We start from the raw sequence: 14403 nt of genomic DNA on the forward strand, positions 1-14403 counted from the left end.
CTATGCTGTCAGGGTGCATCCGTCCTCCTCCCGTCCGCCGCGCGTGCTGTCGTGACGGGACCGGAGCAGCTGGCCGTCATCGCAGCGGGGCTCGGGGCCGGCATGCTGACCTCGACGGTCGGCGTCGCGTCGTTGATCAGTTTCCCGGCCCTGATCGCGCTCGGGATTCCGCCGGTGGTGGCCAACGCGTCGAACACGATCGGACTGCTCCCGGGAGCGCTGAGCGGCTCGTTCGGGTATCGCCGTGAGCTGCGCGAGATCTCCCGGCCGATCACGATCGCGGTCGTCCTGACGTGTGCGATCGGCGCGATCGGTGGTGCGGCGTTGCTGCTGGCGCTGCCGGCCGGAGTCTTCGCTGCGGCGGCGCCGTGGCTGATCCTGTTCACCTGCCTGATCGTCGGCGTCCAGCCCTGGATCGCACGCCAGTTGCGCGCACGGAACGGGCAGTCCCACGAGACGATGACTCCGGCGACGACCTTCTTCACCGCCCTGACCGGCGTCTACGGCGGGTACTTCGGCGCCGGCGCGGGCGTGATGATGATGGCGGTGCTCGGTCTCGGCCTCGACCTGGAGCTCCGGATCGTCAACGCTCTCAAGACGCTGGCCCTGCTGGCCGCGAACCTGGTCGCGAGCGTGATCTTTCTCTTCATCGCAGACCTCGACCTGACCGCGGCCGCCCTGCTGGCGATCGGTTCTGTCGTCGGCGGGTACGTCGGCTCGCACATCGGCCGCCGTCTCCCGAGCGGACTCCTCCGCGCCCTGATCGTGATCGCCGGCGTCGTCGCCGCCGTACTGATGCTTCGCTAGATGTGCTGCGTGATCGCGCCCACGGCGATCAGCAGGCAGATGCCGCCGTTCAGGTACTTGTGGGTGAAAAGGATCGCGACGAACTCACGGATGGTTGCCGTCGGCCAGTAGTACGCCGCGGTCGGGGAGCCGATCACCTGGCCGTTGACCTTGGCCTTCCGCGCGGTGAGCGCGGCCCGGAACGCGTGGAAGTTGTTCGTCACGATCAGGCACCGGTATGTCGGCCGCAGGTCGACCATCAGCTCCCGGCTGAAGGTCAGGTTCTCCATCGTGCTGGTCGACTTGTCCTCGCGCAGGATCCGGTCCGCCGGCACACCCCGCTCGATCAGGTACGACGCCATCGCGTGCGACTCGGGGATGTCCTCGTCCGGGCCCTGGCCGCCGGACGTGATCAGCAGCGGCGAGCGCCCTCTGCGGACGGCCCGGTCGTACACCTGCTTCGCCCGGTCCAGCCGGCCGGCCAGCAGCGGCGGGACCCGCGAGCCGCGCAGTCCGGAGCCGAGGACGATGACGAAGTCGACCTTCCGGGACGAGCGGACCCGGCTGTAGACGAAGGAGTAAGCAAGGAAGCAGACGAACAGGAACGAGATGTAGGTGAGCACGCCGATCAGCACCGACCGCACCGCCGCGAGCGGCTCCCAGCCGATCTTCTGCACCGCGACGCTGAAGACGACGAACCCGATGATCCCGAGCCCGGCGAGCAGCGACAGCAGGGTGGCCGGCCGCCGCCCCTCCCGGCGCAGCATCGTGATCCCGGTGATCACCAGGAACACCGCGAGTACACCGATCGCCAGCGGGATCGCGACCAGGATCGCCACCACCAGCAGCCGGGCCGCGGTCGCGTTGACGGACTCGAGCGCGAAGATCACCCCGAGCCCGGCGAACATCAGCGTCAGAACGAGGAAGATCCCGTTCTTGAACAGCCGCCGATCCCGCCCGAAGCTGACCGCGAAGACGAGAAGCCAGAAGCCGGCGACGGCGAACGAGATGAGCATCGGGCGCCATCCAAGCACGCGGATGGCGCCCGATGGGTCACGCCAGGCTGGTCAGTGACGAGATCGATGCCTTGTGCAGGTGGGTGATGACGTTCTTGGTCTTCGGGTCGGACCGGTACTGGTAGGAGCCCGACTCGAACACCAGGTACGCGCGGCCGCCGTACTCGGTGATGCCCTCGGACATGCTCGGCGCCCGGAAGCAGCTCAGCGTCGCCTTGTCCAGATCCGGCTGTCCGCGCCGGACGACGTACAGGTTGCTCAGCTTGTCCCGGCCGTACGACGTGCTGAAGATGAAGTGCGACTTGGTGACCAGCAGGCCCTGGGTCTTGGTCGGGATCTCCCACGCCCTGTTGATCGTGGTCAGCGTGCCGTCCGGCTTGATCTTGTATTCGTACATCTTGCCGCGGCCGGTGTCGTTGAACTTGCCCGACCACAGCGAGTCGCCGTAGCTGGTCAGGAACGACGCGCCGTAGACCTTGCGCTCGGAGCCGGTCGCCTTCACGTACGGCGTGCCGGACTTCTTCATCGCGGCGGCCAGGGTCGACAGCTTGTACTTGCGGATGCCGTTGGTGCTGCCCTGGACGAAGGCCCAGCCGTAGACGGTGGTGATGCCGCCGCCATGCGTCTCGGCGATCGCGACGTCGCCGACGACCTTGTTGGTGGCCGGGTCGATGCCGACGATGATCGAGTTCTTGCCCGGGTGATACATCGTCACCAGCAGCAGGTTCTTCGAGCCCGACCAGTTCCACCAGGTGCCGATGCCCTGCGGGGTGTACGAGCCGAGTCGCGGCAGCGCGGCGCTGTTGCTGAACCGGCTGTCGTACTTCTTCGAGGCCGATGGCCCGTCGTAGAAGTGGCTGCCACCGGCGCTGGTGTCACAGCTGATGGCGCGCGTAGCCGTGACGGCGGTAGCGGTGGCGGCCGTGGCCGGCTGCGACGGGCCTTTGACGGCGACGGTGATCGCGGTGCCGGTGGCCAGGACACCCGCCAGGCCGAGGGCGATGAAGACCCGGCGGCGGGACAGTGTGGGGCGCAACTTAGTTCCTCTCCAATGGGTAAGACCGTCAATCTCCCACCATCGATGATGTGCGAGAGTCGTTCCGGGACCGGCGCGCGAGGAAGGTGCAGACCATGACAAATGTCACGAACTGGGCGGGCAATGTCAGTTTCGCGAGCGCGCTCGAGGCGCCGCGCTCGGTCGAGGAGCTGCAGGAGCTGGTTGCGGCGAGCGAGAAGCTGCGAGTGCTGGGGACCGGGCATTCGTTCAACCGGATCGCGGACAGCACAGGGACGCTGGTCAGCCTTGCCGAGCTGCCGACGGTCATCGAGGTCGGTGCGAGTGGAGTCACCGTGTCGGCCGGGTTGCGGTACGGCGAGATCACGGCGGCTCTGGAGGCCCAGGGGCTCGCGTTGCACAACCTGGGGTCGTTGCCGCACATCTCGGTAGCCGGGGCGTGCGCGACCGGGACGCATGGGTCGGGGGACGGGAACGGACCCTTGGCGGACGCGGTCAACGCGATCACGTTCGTGGACGCGAGTGGTGAGCTGGTCACGCTGACCCGGGGCGACGCGGACTTCGCCGGTTCGATCGTCTCGCTCGGAGCCCTCGGCGTGACGGTGAGTCTCACGCTCGACGTGCAACCGTCGTACCAGGTCAGTCAGGTCGTGTACGACGGGTTGCCGGTGGAGCGGCTCGGGACGGACTTCGCCGCGGTGATGGGGAGTGCGTACAGCGTCAGCGCGTTCACCGACTGGGTCGACCCGGACGTGATGGTCTGGCGCAAGCAGCGCGGCCACGAGCCGATCGAGCCCACCTGGCTCGGGGCGAAGGTTGCCGACGGCCCCCGGCATCCGATCAAGGCGATGCCGGCCGACTACGCCACCCAGCAGGGCGGCATCCCCGGGCCGTGGCACGAGCGCCTCCCGCACTTCCGGCTGGAGTTCACCCCGAGCAACGGCGACGAACTGCAGTCCGAGTACTTCGTCCCCCGCGAGCGGGCCGCCGAGGCGTTCGACGCATTGCGGGCCCTGGGCAACCAGTTCGCGCCGGTCATCCAGGTCTCCGAGATCCGGACGATCGCCGCCGACGACCTGTGGCTGAGCCCGAGTCAGGGCCGGGACACCGTCGCCCTGCACTTCACCTGGATCCAGGACGAGGCCGCCGTACGCCCGGTCCTCGCCGCGCTGGAGGAGGCGATCGCCCCGCTCGACGCCCGGCCGCACTGGGGCAAGGTCTTCGTCGCCGACGCCGCGACACTTCGGCAGCGCTACCCGAAGGTGCCCGACTTCATCGCCCTCGCCGCGAAGTACGACCCCGCCGGCAAGTTCCGCAACCCGTACCTGGACACCTACCTGCCTAGCTGAGATCCACCAGCGACAGCGGAAGGTCGTCGATCGGGTACGACGCGTACGGCGTGCGGAGCAGCGTCCCGCTGACGTGGCGGGCGCTGTTGCTGAGCACGACCCGGCCCTGATCGTTGACGATGGCAACGGTACGGCGGGTGGCCCGGAGGCACGGCAGCACGGCCTTCTCGAACGTGAACACCCGGACATCGGCGCCGGCCACGCCGACGAAGCGTTCCCCGGCCAGCACCGGCACGGTGAAGGTCAGCGTGTAGTCGTCGGTGCAGAGGTAGTCGACGTACGGCCCGGTGATGTGGCGGCGCCCGGTCGTGCGGGGTACGTCGTACCAGGGGAGGGATCCGTAGTCGTAGAAGTTCTCCCCGCGGGGATCGGTGTCGACCACCAGGCGCTCGGCCGACCCGTTGCTGAGCATGAACCACTCGAGCCACCACGGGGAGTCGGCCAGTACGTCGACGGCCGCGACGAAGCCGGCGCCCTGGACCCGGCCGTCCGGATCGGTCAGCGCGGGATGCACGAGGTCGGCGACACCGGTCAGGTCGCCGCGGCGCACGCTGTCCCCGTCGGCGAACACCTCGCCGACCGAGCTCGCGACCCGATCCGCCAGCCCGAACGCTTCCCCGACCACGGACTCGACCACGTCGAGCACGACTTCGAGACCCGCGTCGAGCGTCAGGGCGGCAGTGCCTTCATAAGAACTCATCAGTCCTCCAAGGCCAGTCTGAGGTCGATCAGGCGGGCGGTCGAGTCGGCCACCCGTTCCTCGGCGGCGGCCCGGGCCGCGTCGCCGTCGGTGCGGTCGATCGCCGCGACCACGTCCCGGCAGCTCTGCACGGTACGGCGGTGGCTCTCGTCGTCGCCGAACGCGAGCCAGAGCAACGTGCCCACCTCCGCCTGCAGGCTCACCTCGGCGCGGTAGAGCCGGGTGGACTGGGCGGTCGCGGCCACCTCGATGTGGAACTGGGCGTCGGCACGGCGGCGTCCGCCCAGACCCTTGGCGCTGTCCAGGCTGTCGCAGACCGCGACGAGCCGCTGGACGTCATCCGGCGTCGCGCGCTCGGCCGCGAGTCTGGCCGCCGTACCCGCGATCGCGCTGTAGTGGTCGCCGAGGTCGCGCAGTTGCGCGAGGCTCAGCTCCTCCAGTCGGTCCCGGACGATCGCGGTGGACATCTCCTCCTGCGCGCTGACGAAGCTGCCGCCACCACGACCGCGCCGGGTGTGGATCAGTCCGCGCAGCCGTAACGACGACAGGGCTTCGCGGATCGTCGTGGTGGACACACCGAAGATGCCGGCCAGGTCGGCCTCGCCGGGGAGTTGCTCGGAGTCCGGGATCAGGCCGAGGGCGATCGCGTCGGTCAGCCGCCGCGCCACCAGTTCCGACCGGCTGAGCGTCTCCAGCGGTGCGAACACCGCCGCCGCGCCACTGCCGTAGAACCGCAGCGCCATCCCGCCACCCTCCAAGCCACGGACACAGCCGCCGGACACAACTCCGGCAACATTCTCACCGGTCCCTTGAACTTTAACATCTGTTTTCATATGTTTACGGCCACAGTGTCTGTCTACGGCACAGCGTCCAGCCTCCACCCCGGGAGTCCCCTGATGCGAACAGTGCGAAATCTCATCGACGGAACCTCGCGGGACGCGCTCAACGGCGCTATCAGCGAGCTCGTCGATCCGGCCACCGGCAAGGTCTTCGGTACGGCGCCACTGTCCGGCGCGGACGATGTCGACGCGGCGTACCAGGCCGCGGCCGCCGCCGCACCAGGCTGGGGCGGTGCGACTCCCGCCGAACGGCAGCGTGCGTTGCTCCGCTTCGCCGACCTGGTCGAGGCCCGCGCCGACGATCTCGTCGCCGCCGAGTCGGAGAACACCGGCAAGCCGCTCGAGCTGACTCGCACCGAGGAGCTCGTGGTCATGGTCGACCAGATGCGCTTCTTCGCCGGCGCCGCCCGGTTGCTGGAGGGCAAGTCGGCCGGTGAGTACATGGCCGGCCACACGTCCTGGATCCGCCGCGAACCGATCGGCGTCGTCGGTCAGATCACGCCGTGGAACTACCCGATGATGATGGCGGTCTGGAAGTTCGGTCCGGCCCTTGCCGCCGGCAACACTCTGGTCCTCAAGCCGGCCGAAACCACGCCGGTGACCACGGCGATGCTCGCGGAGATCGCCGCCGAGGTGCTGCCGCCCGGTGTCTTCAACGTCGTCTGTGGTGACCGTGCGACCGGACAGGCCGTGGTCGCGCACCCGACGCCCGGCCTGGTCAGCATCACCGGCTCGACCCGGGCCGGCACCGAGGTCGCGAGTACGGCGGCTCTCGACCTGAAGCGCACGCACCTCGAACTGGGCGGCAAGGCGCCGGCGGTCGTCTTCGCCGACGCCGACCTCGCCGCGGCGGCGGAAGCGATCGGCGTCGCCGGCTACTTCAACGCCGGCCAGGACTGTACGGCGGCCTGCCGGGTGCTCGTCGACGCAGGAGTCCACGACGAGTTCGTCCAGACCCTGGTCGAGTGGGCCCGCTCGAATGCGCGGCCGGGGCTCGCCGACGACACCGATGCGCTCTTCGGCCCGCTGAACAGCAGCCAGCAGCTCGATCGGGTCCGCGGCTTCCTCGCCCGGATGCCCGAGCACGGTTCGATCGCGCTCGGCGGCCAACGACCGGGCGGGACGCTTGCCGACGGCTACTTCCTCGAAGCGACCGTCGTCACCGGTCTGCGGCAGGACGACGAGATGATCCAGGACGAGGTGTTCGGGCCGGTCATCACGGTGCAGTCGTTCGGCGACGAGGACGAGGCGCTGCGACTGGCGAACGGTGTGCAGTACGGCCTCGCGTCGAGCATCTTCACCGCCGACCACTCCCGGGCACTGCGGATGTCCAAGGCCCTGGACTTCGGGTGCGTCTGGATCAACACGCACATCCCGCTGGTGGCGGAGATGCCGCACGGCGGCTTCAAGCATTCCGGCCACGGCAAGGACCTGTCCCTGTACGGCGTCGAGGACTACACGCGGGTCAAACATGTGATGTCGGCGGTCGGATGAAAACTCTGGACGAGCAGGTCGGGACCGTGACGGCGGACGCCACGGCGGTCAGCCTGCGCGGGCTGCGGAAGACGTTCGGCGACGTCACCGCGGTGGACGGCATCGACCTCGACCTGGCCGAGGGCGAGTTCTTCTCGATGCTCGGCCCGTCCGGTTCCGGCAAGACCACCGTGCTGCGGATGATCGCCGGCTTCGAGGTGCCCACGGCCGGCCGGATCCTGCTCGGCGGCGTCGACGTCACCGACCAGGCGCCGTACGCGCGGGATGTGAACACGGTCTTCCAGGACTATGCGCTGTTCCCGCACATGAGTGTGCTGCAGAACGTCGAGTACGGGCTGCGGGTGAAGGGAGTCGACCGGCGGAGTCGCCGTACGAGGGCCGTCGAAGCGTTGTCGACGGTCCGGTTGGAGGGGTACGGCGACCGCCGGCCGAGTCAGCTGTCGGGTGGGCAGCGGCAGCGGGTCGCGTTGGCCCGGGCGCTGGTGAACCGGCCGAAGGTGCTGCTGCTTGACGAACCACTCGGAGCGCTCGACCTGAAGCTCCGGCGGGAGATGCAGCTCGAGCTGAAGGCGCTGCAGCGCGATGTCGGCATCACTTTCGTGTTCGTCACCCACGATCAGGAGGAGGCGCTGACGATGAGCGACCGGATCGCCGTGTTCAACGTCGGCCGGATCGAGCAGCTGGCCGTGCCGGCCGAGCTGTACGAGCACCCGGCGAGCGCGTTCGTGGCCGGCTTCGTCGGCACCTCGAACCTGCTCGAGGGCGAGATCGCGGCGACGATCCTGGGGACGTCCGGGCTGTTCACCGTCCGCCCCGAGAAGATCCAGTTGCAGCTCCGCGACGCCGTCGCCGAACCGGGGCTGTGTACGGCGACCGGAGTCGTCCGTGAGGTGGTGTACCTGGGCTCGGCGACCCAGTGCGTGGTCGACCTGGACGCCGGCGGCTCGCTCATCGTGCTGCAGCAGAACGCGCAGGGATCCGTCCAGGACAAGCTCGAACTTCGGGGTGTCCAGGTCCGGCTCACCTGGCACCGCGAACACACCGTCGCAATCGGCGGTCAGCCTTAGCAACCTCCGCCCCGAACCCACCTCCGCTCCCTTCTTTTTCCTTCCTTACAACTCCCGCCCCGAACCCAGGAGGTTTCGATGAAGAGACTCAGTGTGGCGGCGAGCCTGGCTGTGCTTGCACTGCTCGCAGCGTGCGGCACGTCCGGTGGCAGTTCGAGTGACAACGCCGCCGGCGGGAGCAGCGGGTTCAGCGCACCGGACCTGCCGAAGCTCGACAAGCTCGGGACCGGGGAGGGCAAGCTCAGCGTGCTGGCGTGGCCCGGGTACGCCGAGGACGGCTCGAACGACCCGAAGGTCGACTGGGTCACGCCGTTCGAGAAGCAGACCGGCTGCCAGGTGACGGTGAAGACGTTCGGTACGTCGGACGAGGCCGTCAGCCTGATGAAGACCGGGCAGTACGACGTGGTGTCGGCCTCCGGCGACGCGTCACTGCGGCTGATCGCGGGCGGACAGGTGGAGCCCGTGAACACCGACCTGATCCCGAACTACGCCGACATCTACCCGTTCCTGAAGGACCGTCCGTGGAACTCGGTGAAGGGCCAGATGTACGGCGTACCGCACGGCTACGGCGCGAACCTGCTGATGTGGCGGACCGACAAGGTGAAGCCGGCCCCGACGTCGTGGAGTGTGGTGTTCGACGCCAACTCGCCGTACAAGGGCACGGTCACGGCGTACGACTCGCCGATCTACATCGCCGACGCGGCCATGTACCTGATGGCGACCAAGCCGGACCTGGGCATCAAGAACCCGTACGCCCTGGACGACAAGCAGTTCACCGCGGTGGTGGATCTGCTCAAGCAGCAGAAGACGCTGGTGTCGGAGTACTGGTCGGACTACCTGAAGGAGGTGCAGGCGTTCACCAGCGGCAACTCGGTGGTCGGCACCACCTGGCAGGTGATCGCCAACGTCGCGACCGGCGAGAAGGTGCCGGTACAGGTGACCGTGCCGACCGAGGGTGTCACGGGATGGTCGGACACCTGGATGGTCAGCGCGACGTCGAAGAACAAGAACTGCGCGTACATGTGGATGAACCACATCATCAGCCTCGAGGCGAACGCGGCGGTGGCCGAGTACTTCGGTGAGTCGCCGGCCAACGCGAAGGCGTGTGCGAAGACGGCTGACAAGAACCACTGCACGACGTTCCACGCCGGCGACCAGGCCTACTCCGAGAAGATCTGGTACTGGACCACACCCATCGAGCAGTGCCTCGACGGTCGCACCGACGTCAAGTGCACCGACTACACCCGCTGGACCCAGGCCTGGACACAAATCAAGGGATGAGCACACTTCACCGTCGCCCCCGAACCCGGCTGGCGTTGCTGCTCGGCGCGCCGATGCTGTGGCTCGGGGTTGCGTATCTGGGGGCGCTGGCGGCGTTGTTCATCACCGCGCTGTGGACGCAGAACGGGTTCACCGGGCTGATCGAGCGCAACTGGACGCTGGACAACTTCCGGACCCTGTTCACCGTCGACGTGTATCGGACGATCGCCCTGCGCACGATCGGGGTCGCCCTGCTGGTGACCGTGATCGACGCGCTGGTCGCGTTCCCGATCGCGCTCTACATGTCGAAGGTGGCCGGGCCGGGGTTGCGCCGGTTCCTGCTGGTGGCGGTGCTGATGCCGTTGTGGGCCAGTTACCTGGTCAAGGCGTACGCCTGGCGCGGGATGTTCTCCGAGGGCGGGCTGGTGTCGTCGGCCTTCGAGGCGGTCGGGCTGAAGTCGCCCGGCTACGGTCTCGCGGCGACCGTGGTCACGCTGGCGTATCTGTGGTTGCCGTACATGGTCCTGCCGATCTACGCCGGTCTCGAACGGCTGCCGGACTCACTGCTGGAGGCGTCCGCCGATCTGGGCGGCCGGACCACCCAGACACTGCGGCGGGTGATCCTGCCGATGATCGTCCCCGCGCTGGTGGCCGGCTCGATCTTCACCTTCAGTCTGTCACTCGGTGACTACATCGCCGTCCGGATCGTCGGCGGCACCAACCAGTTGCTCGGCAACGTGGTGTACGACAACGTGGGTGCGGCCAACAACCTGCCGTTCGCGGCCGCGGTCGCCACCATTCCGGTCATCGTGATGGTCGGGTACCTGGCGGCGGTACGGCGTACCGGAGCGATGGAGAGCCTGTGATGACGATCTCCCGATCGACCCGGATCGTGCTGCGGGTCCTGACCGTGCTGATTCTCGGCTTCATCTATGTACCGCTGCTGCTGGTTCTGGTGAACTCGTTCAGTGTGAACAAGACGTTCGCCTGGCCGCCGCGGGACTTCACGCTGGAGTGGTGGCGCCGGGCGGCCGAGAGCCAGGGTGCGCTGGACGCGCTCTGGGTGAGCGTGCGGGTGGGACTGGCCGCGACCGTGATCGCGCTGGTGCTCGGCACGATGGTCGCGTTCGCACTGCAGCGGTTCGCCTTCTATGGGCGCGACACCGTGTCGCTCCTGGTGATCCTGCCGATCGCACTGCCGGGCATCGTCACCGGGATCGCGCTGAACAACGCGTTCCGGACGATCTTCGGCTGGGAGCTCGGGTTCTTCACGATCGTGATCGCGCACGCGACGTTCTGCATCGTGACCGTGTTCAACAACGTGATCGCCCGGTTGCGCCGTACCGGGGTCGCCTTGGAGCAGGCCTCGGCGGACCTGGGCGCGTCCGGGTTCACCACGTTCCGGCTGGTCACGTTCCCGATGATCCGGTCGGCGTTGCTGGCGGGGTCGCTGCTCGCGTTCGCGCTGTCGTTCGACGAGATCATCGTGACCACGTTCACCGCCGGGGCGAACCAGCAGACGCTGCCGATCTGGATCTTCAACAACCTGTTCCGGCCGAACCAGGCACCGATCGTCAACGTGGTCGCGGCGACGCTGATCGTGTTCTCGGTGATCCCGGTCTGGCTGGCCCAACGACTGTCCGGCGACGCCGAATCACTAGGAGCAGGACGATGACTGTCACGCAACAACGCAAGCTGGTCACGGAGATTCCGGGGCCGCGGTCGGTCGAACTGCTGGGGAGGGTACGGCGCTCGGTCGCGCGCGGGGTCGGGATCACGCTGCCGGTGTTCGTCACCGAGGCCGGCGGCGGGATCCTGGTGGATGCCGATGGCAACCAGTTGATCGACCTCGGGTCCGGGATCGCGGTGGTGAACGTCGGCAACGCGGCGCCTGCCGTGGTTCAGGCGGTGCAGGAGCAGGTGGCCCGGTTCACGCACACCTGCTTCATGGTCACGCCGTACCAGGGGTATCTCGAGGTGTGCGAGGCGCTGAACCGGATCACGCCCGGCGACCACGAGAAGCGGTCGGTGCTGCTGAACTCCGGCGCCGAGGCAGTTGAGAACGCGGTGAAGATCGCGCGGGCGCACACCAAGCGGGACGCGGTGGTGGTGTTCGATCACGGGTACCACGGCCGGACCAACCTGACGATGGCGATGACGGCGAAGAACATGCCGTACAAGGACGGGTTCGGGCCGTTCGCACCGGAGGTCTATCGGGTGCCGACGTCGTACCCCTATCGGGACGGGCTGACCGGGCCGGCGGCGGCGGCGCGGTCGGTGGCCTCGATCGAGAAGTACGTCGGGGCGTCGAACGTGGCGTGTGTGGTGATCGAACCGATCCACGGGGAGGGCGGGTTCGTCGTACCCGCTGAGGGGTTCCTGCCGGCGGTCGCGGAGTGGTGCCGGGACAACGGGGTGGTGTTCGTCGCCGACGAGATCCAGACCGGGTTCGGGCGGACGGGTGATCTGTTCGCGTGTACTCACGAGGGCGTCGTACCGGATCTGATCACGCTGGCGAAGGGGATCGCGGGCGGGCTGCCGCTGGCCGCGGTCACCGGCCGGGCCGAGATCATGGACGCGCCGCATGTGAGTGGTCTCGGCGGGACGTACGGCGGGAATCCGGTGGCGTGCGCGGCCGCGTTGGGGGCGATCGCGACGATCGAGACCGAGGACCTGCCGGCCCGGGCGCGCGACATCGGCGACATCATGCTGCCGGCGCTGCGCGAGCTGGCCGCGCGGCACCCGGTGATCGGCGACGTCCGGGGCCGCGGCGCGATGATCGCGATCGAGCTGGTCGACGAGTCGGGTGCGCCCGATGCGGTCGCGACCTCTGCGATCGCCAAGGCCTGCCATGCCGAAGGCATGGTCGTGCTGACCGCAGGGACCGACGGCAACGTACTGCGCTTCCTGCCGCCGCTGGTGATGCCACCGGACCTGCTGCGCGAAGCCATGGGCCTGCTGGCGAAGGTGATCGACGCGCGCTAGGGGTTGCCTTCGAGCGTGGTGGTGATGGTCCAGAGCAGGTTGCGCAGGAGGCGGCGGTCCTCGGGGGTCAGGTCGGCCAGGGCGCGGCGGCCGGCGCGGTCGTAGACCTCCTGGACGGTGTGGGCGAGCTCGACGCCCCGGTCGGTGAGCTCGATGCCCACCTGCCGGGCGTCGGTGCTGCTCTTCACCCGGCGGACGAGGCCGGCGGCCTCCATCCGCTGGGTGGTCTTGGTCGCGGTCGGGACCTCGACGTCCAGCACCTTCGCCAGCTTCGCGACCGGGAGCGAGCCGTGGTGCAGGAGCTTGGCGAGCACGAGCTCCTGGCCGGTGTGCAGTCCGGTGCCGGCCAGCTCGGCGCCGACCGCCTTCCGGGCGGCACGGTCGGCGAACCGCAGTGCGATCAGCACATCCGTCACCGAGGCCGGCGCCCCTGGCGGCCACCCCTCAGCACCGCCGACCCCGTCCGAGCCGGCGCCTCCGTCCGAGCCGGCGGTCGCGGCCGGCTCGGTGGTCGGGTCGAGCTCGGTGCTCACGTGTGGCTCCGGGCGAGGAACGGGTTGCGGGCGTCGTAGTCGCCGGTGTACTCGGTCGGGATGGCCGGCTCGCCGCGGCTGAGCTGGCTGGCGTAGCGGGGGAGCTCGTCGCGGACCTTCAGGTGATGCGCCTGCGACTCGGCCGGCGTCGTACGCCCGACGATCTTGCCGGCCTCGACCAGCGGCTTGAGCAGGACACGGTCGTCGCCGTCGTCGACCGGCTGCTCGCCGACGCCGATCAGCTCGACCTCCGCGACCCCGGTGGCCGAGCGTCGCCGGAGCGCCCACTTGCGGCCGCCGATCGAGATCTTGTCCGGGCTCTTCTTCGCCACCGGGATCAGCGCGCCGCTCGCGTCCTCCCGGGCCACCAGCTTGTAGACGAACCCGCAGGTCGGGTACCCGCTCCCGGTCACCAGCGATGTGCCCACGCCGTACCCGTCCACCGCCGCGGGGGCCAGCGCGGCGATCTGGAACTCGTCCAGGTCGCTGGTCACGATGATCCGGGTCTTCGTGGCGCCGAGTGCGTCCAGTTGCTCGCGGACCTGCCCGGCCAGCGACGGCAGGTCACCGGAGTCGAGCCGGACCGCGCCGAGCTCGGGACCGGTGATCTCGATCGCGGTCCGGACCGCCTCGGCCACGTCGTAGGTGTCCACGAGCAACGTGGTGCCCTTGCCGAGGGCATCGACCTGGGACGTGAACGCCTCCCGCTCGGTGTCGTGCAGCAGCGTGAACGAGTGCGCCGCCGTACCGGCGCTCGGAATGCCGTACCGGCGGGCCGCCTCCAGGTTGGAGGTGGTGGCGAAGCCCGCGATGTACGCCGCCAGCGCCGCGGCGGCCGCGGCCTCCTCGTGGGTCCGGCGCGAACCCATCTCGATACACGGCCGGCCACCGGCCCACCAGGTCATCCGGGAGGCCGCCGAGGCGACCGCGGAGTCGTGGTTCAGAATGGACAGGAAGACGGTTTCCAGCAGCACGGCCTCGGCGAAACTCGACTCGACCACCAGCACTGGGGAGCCGGGGAAGAAGATCTCCCCGTCGGCGTATCCGGAGATGTCGCCGGTGAACCGGTAGTCCGCCAGCCAGTCGCGGGTAGCCTGGTCGACAACGCCGTGATCGGCCAGGAAAGCGATCGCCCGGTCGTCGAAACGGAACTGCTCGAGCACGTCGAGCAGCCGGTTCACGCCGGCCACCACGCCGTACCGGCGGCCGTCGGGCAGCCGGCGGCCGAACAGTTCGAAGACCGAGCGGCGCTGTGCCGTGCCGTCGGCCAGGCTGGCCTGCAGCATGGTGAGCTCGTAGTGGTCCGTCAGGAGCGCGGTCGAGTGCGTCACAAAGGCAGCCTATTGCGAACCACGAACC

The 14403-nt window shown here is 68.8% G+C and carries 14 protein-coding genes; 8 read left to right on the plus strand and 6 right to left on the minus strand.

The annotated features are described in order from the left end of the window. The first annotated feature begins 51 nt into the window (after positions 1-51). On the plus strand, positions 52-807 hold the full coding sequence (locus tag OG558_RS20445) for a sulfite exporter TauE/SafE family protein (protein ID WP_405071680.1): 756 nt from the start codon (positions 52-54) through the stop codon (positions 805-807). On the opposite strand, the gene OG558_RS20450 is transcribed toward OG558_RS20445, so the two are convergent. Beyond that, positions 804-1802 (minus strand): YdcF family protein, encoded by a 999-nt coding sequence (locus OG558_RS20450; RefSeq protein WP_405071681.1) that lies wholly within the window; start codon positions 1800-1802, stop codon positions 804-806. The genes OG558_RS20445 and OG558_RS20450 overlap by 4 nt on opposite strands. 37 nt (positions 1803-1839) lie before the next feature. Then, positions 1840-2838 (minus strand): hypothetical protein, encoded by a 999-nt coding sequence (locus OG558_RS20455; RefSeq protein WP_329474513.1) that lies wholly within the window; start codon positions 2836-2838, stop codon positions 1840-1842. A gap of 95 nt (positions 2839-2933) precedes the next feature. Here OG558_RS20455 and OG558_RS20460 point away from each other — a divergent pair, with 95 nt between their 5' ends. Further along, positions 2934-4166 carry a D-arabinono-1,4-lactone oxidase gene (locus tag OG558_RS20460; RefSeq protein WP_405071682.1) on the plus strand — a complete coding sequence of 411 codons (1233 nt, stop codon included), beginning with the start codon at positions 2934-2936 and terminating at the stop codon, positions 4164-4166. Here OG558_RS20460 and OG558_RS20465 read toward each other — a convergent pair. Together OG558_RS20465 and OG558_RS20470 are read right to left on the minus strand one after the other, a co-directional pair. After that, positions 4159-4866 carry a cache domain-containing protein gene (locus tag OG558_RS20465; protein ID WP_405071683.1) on the minus strand — a complete coding sequence of 236 codons (708 nt, stop codon included), beginning with the start codon at positions 4864-4866 and terminating at the stop codon, positions 4159-4161. The two genes, OG558_RS20460 and OG558_RS20465, sit on opposite strands and share 8 nt — an antisense overlap. Beyond that, positions 4866-5609: a FadR/GntR family transcriptional regulator gene (locus OG558_RS20470; RefSeq protein WP_405071684.1), complete on the minus strand. Its 744-nt coding sequence runs from the start codon at positions 5607-5609 to the stop codon at positions 4866-4868. Before OG558_RS20470 ends, OG558_RS20465 begins: the two co-directional genes overlap by 1 nt. Before the next feature lie 153 nt (positions 5610-5762). Between OG558_RS20470 and OG558_RS20475 the strand changes: the two genes are divergently transcribed. From OG558_RS20475 to gabT, 6 genes are all read left to right on the plus strand, one after another. Continuing rightward, complete coding sequence (locus OG558_RS20475) at positions 5763-7199, plus strand: gamma-aminobutyraldehyde dehydrogenase (RefSeq protein ID WP_405071685.1); 1437 nt, start codon at positions 5763-5765, stop codon at positions 7197-7199. Beyond that, positions 7196-8266 (plus strand): ABC transporter ATP-binding protein, encoded by a 1071-nt coding sequence (locus OG558_RS20480; RefSeq protein ID WP_405071686.1) that lies wholly within the window; start codon positions 7196-7198, stop codon positions 8264-8266. The genes OG558_RS20475 and OG558_RS20480 overlap by 4 nt, the downstream gene beginning before the upstream one ends. Positions 8267-8344: 78 nt before the next feature. Beyond that, positions 8345-9547, plus strand: coding sequence for an ABC transporter substrate-binding protein (locus OG558_RS20485; RefSeq protein WP_405071687.1), 1203 nt, complete (start codon positions 8345-8347; stop codon positions 9545-9547). After that, positions 9544-10392 carry an ABC transporter permease gene (locus OG558_RS20490; RefSeq protein WP_405071688.1) on the plus strand — a complete coding sequence of 283 codons (849 nt, stop codon included), beginning with the start codon at positions 9544-9546 and terminating at the stop codon, positions 10390-10392. The genes OG558_RS20485 and OG558_RS20490 overlap by 4 nt, the downstream gene beginning before the upstream one ends. After that, a complete protein-coding gene (locus tag OG558_RS20495) occupies positions 10392-11201 on the plus strand; it encodes an ABC transporter permease (RefSeq protein ID WP_329474521.1) in 810 nt (269 codons plus the stop codon). Before OG558_RS20490 ends, OG558_RS20495 begins: the two co-directional genes overlap by 1 nt. Beyond that, on the plus strand, positions 11198-12511 hold the full coding sequence (gene gabT / locus OG558_RS20500; protein ID WP_405071689.1) for a 4-aminobutyrate--2-oxoglutarate transaminase: 1314 nt from the start codon (positions 11198-11200) through the stop codon (positions 12509-12511). The genes OG558_RS20495 and gabT overlap by 4 nt, the downstream gene beginning before the upstream one ends. On the opposite strand, the gene OG558_RS20505 is transcribed toward gabT, so the two are convergent. Together OG558_RS20505 and OG558_RS20510 are read right to left on the minus strand one after the other, a co-directional pair. After that, complete coding sequence (locus tag OG558_RS20505; protein WP_405071690.1) at positions 12508-13044, minus strand: MarR family winged helix-turn-helix transcriptional regulator; 537 nt, start codon at positions 13042-13044, stop codon at positions 12508-12510. The two genes, gabT and OG558_RS20505, sit on opposite strands and share 4 nt — an antisense overlap. Next, positions 13041-14330, minus strand: coding sequence for a nicotinate phosphoribosyltransferase (locus OG558_RS20510; protein ID WP_405072186.1), 1290 nt, complete (start codon positions 14328-14330; stop codon positions 13041-13043). The genes OG558_RS20505 and OG558_RS20510 overlap by 4 nt, the downstream gene beginning before the upstream one ends. Between the last annotated feature and the right edge of the window lie 73 nt (positions 14331-14403).

The organism is Kribbella sp. NBC_01510 (assembly GCF_045040325.1).
In the GTDB taxonomy this organism is placed as follows: domain Bacteria; phylum Actinomycetota; class Actinomycetes; order Propionibacteriales; family Kribbellaceae; genus Kribbella.

Excerpts from the sequence above, each read along its gene's own strand:
- OG558_RS20450 (WP_405071681.1), bottom strand. The coding sequence starts at position 1,802 with ATGCTCATCTCGTTCGCCGTCGCCGGCTTCTGGCTTCTCGTCTTCGCG.
- OG558_RS20460 (WP_405071682.1), top strand. The coding sequence starts at position 2,934 with ATGACAAATGTCACGAACTGGGCGGGCAATGTCAGTTTCGCGAGCGCG.
- OG558_RS20465 (WP_405071683.1), bottom strand. The coding sequence starts at position 4,866 with ATGAGTTCTTATGAAGGCACTGCCGCCCTGACGCTCGACGCGGGTCTC.
- OG558_RS20470 (WP_405071684.1), bottom strand. The coding sequence starts at position 5,609 with ATGGCGCTGCGGTTCTACGGCAGTGGCGCGGCGGCGGTGTTCGCACCG.
- OG558_RS20475 (WP_405071685.1), top strand. The coding sequence starts at position 5,763 with ATGCGAACAGTGCGAAATCTCATCGACGGAACCTCGCGGGACGCGCTC.
- OG558_RS20480 (WP_405071686.1), top strand. The coding sequence starts at position 7,196 with ATGAAAACTCTGGACGAGCAGGTCGGGACCGTGACGGCGGACGCCACG.
- OG558_RS20485 (WP_405071687.1), top strand. The coding sequence starts at position 8,345 with ATGAAGAGACTCAGTGTGGCGGCGAGCCTGGCTGTGCTTGCACTGCTC.
- OG558_RS20490 (WP_405071688.1), top strand. The coding sequence starts at position 9,544 with ATGAGCACACTTCACCGTCGCCCCCGAACCCGGCTGGCGTTGCTGCTC.
- OG558_RS20495 (WP_329474521.1), top strand. The coding sequence starts at position 10,392 with ATGACGATCTCCCGATCGACCCGGATCGTGCTGCGGGTCCTGACCGTG.
- gabT (WP_405071689.1), top strand. The coding sequence starts at position 11,198 with ATGACTGTCACGCAACAACGCAAGCTGGTCACGGAGATTCCGGGGCCG.
- OG558_RS20510 (WP_405072186.1), bottom strand. The coding sequence starts at position 14,330 with ATGCTGCAGGCCAGCCTGGCCGACGGCACGGCACAGCGCCGCTCGGTC.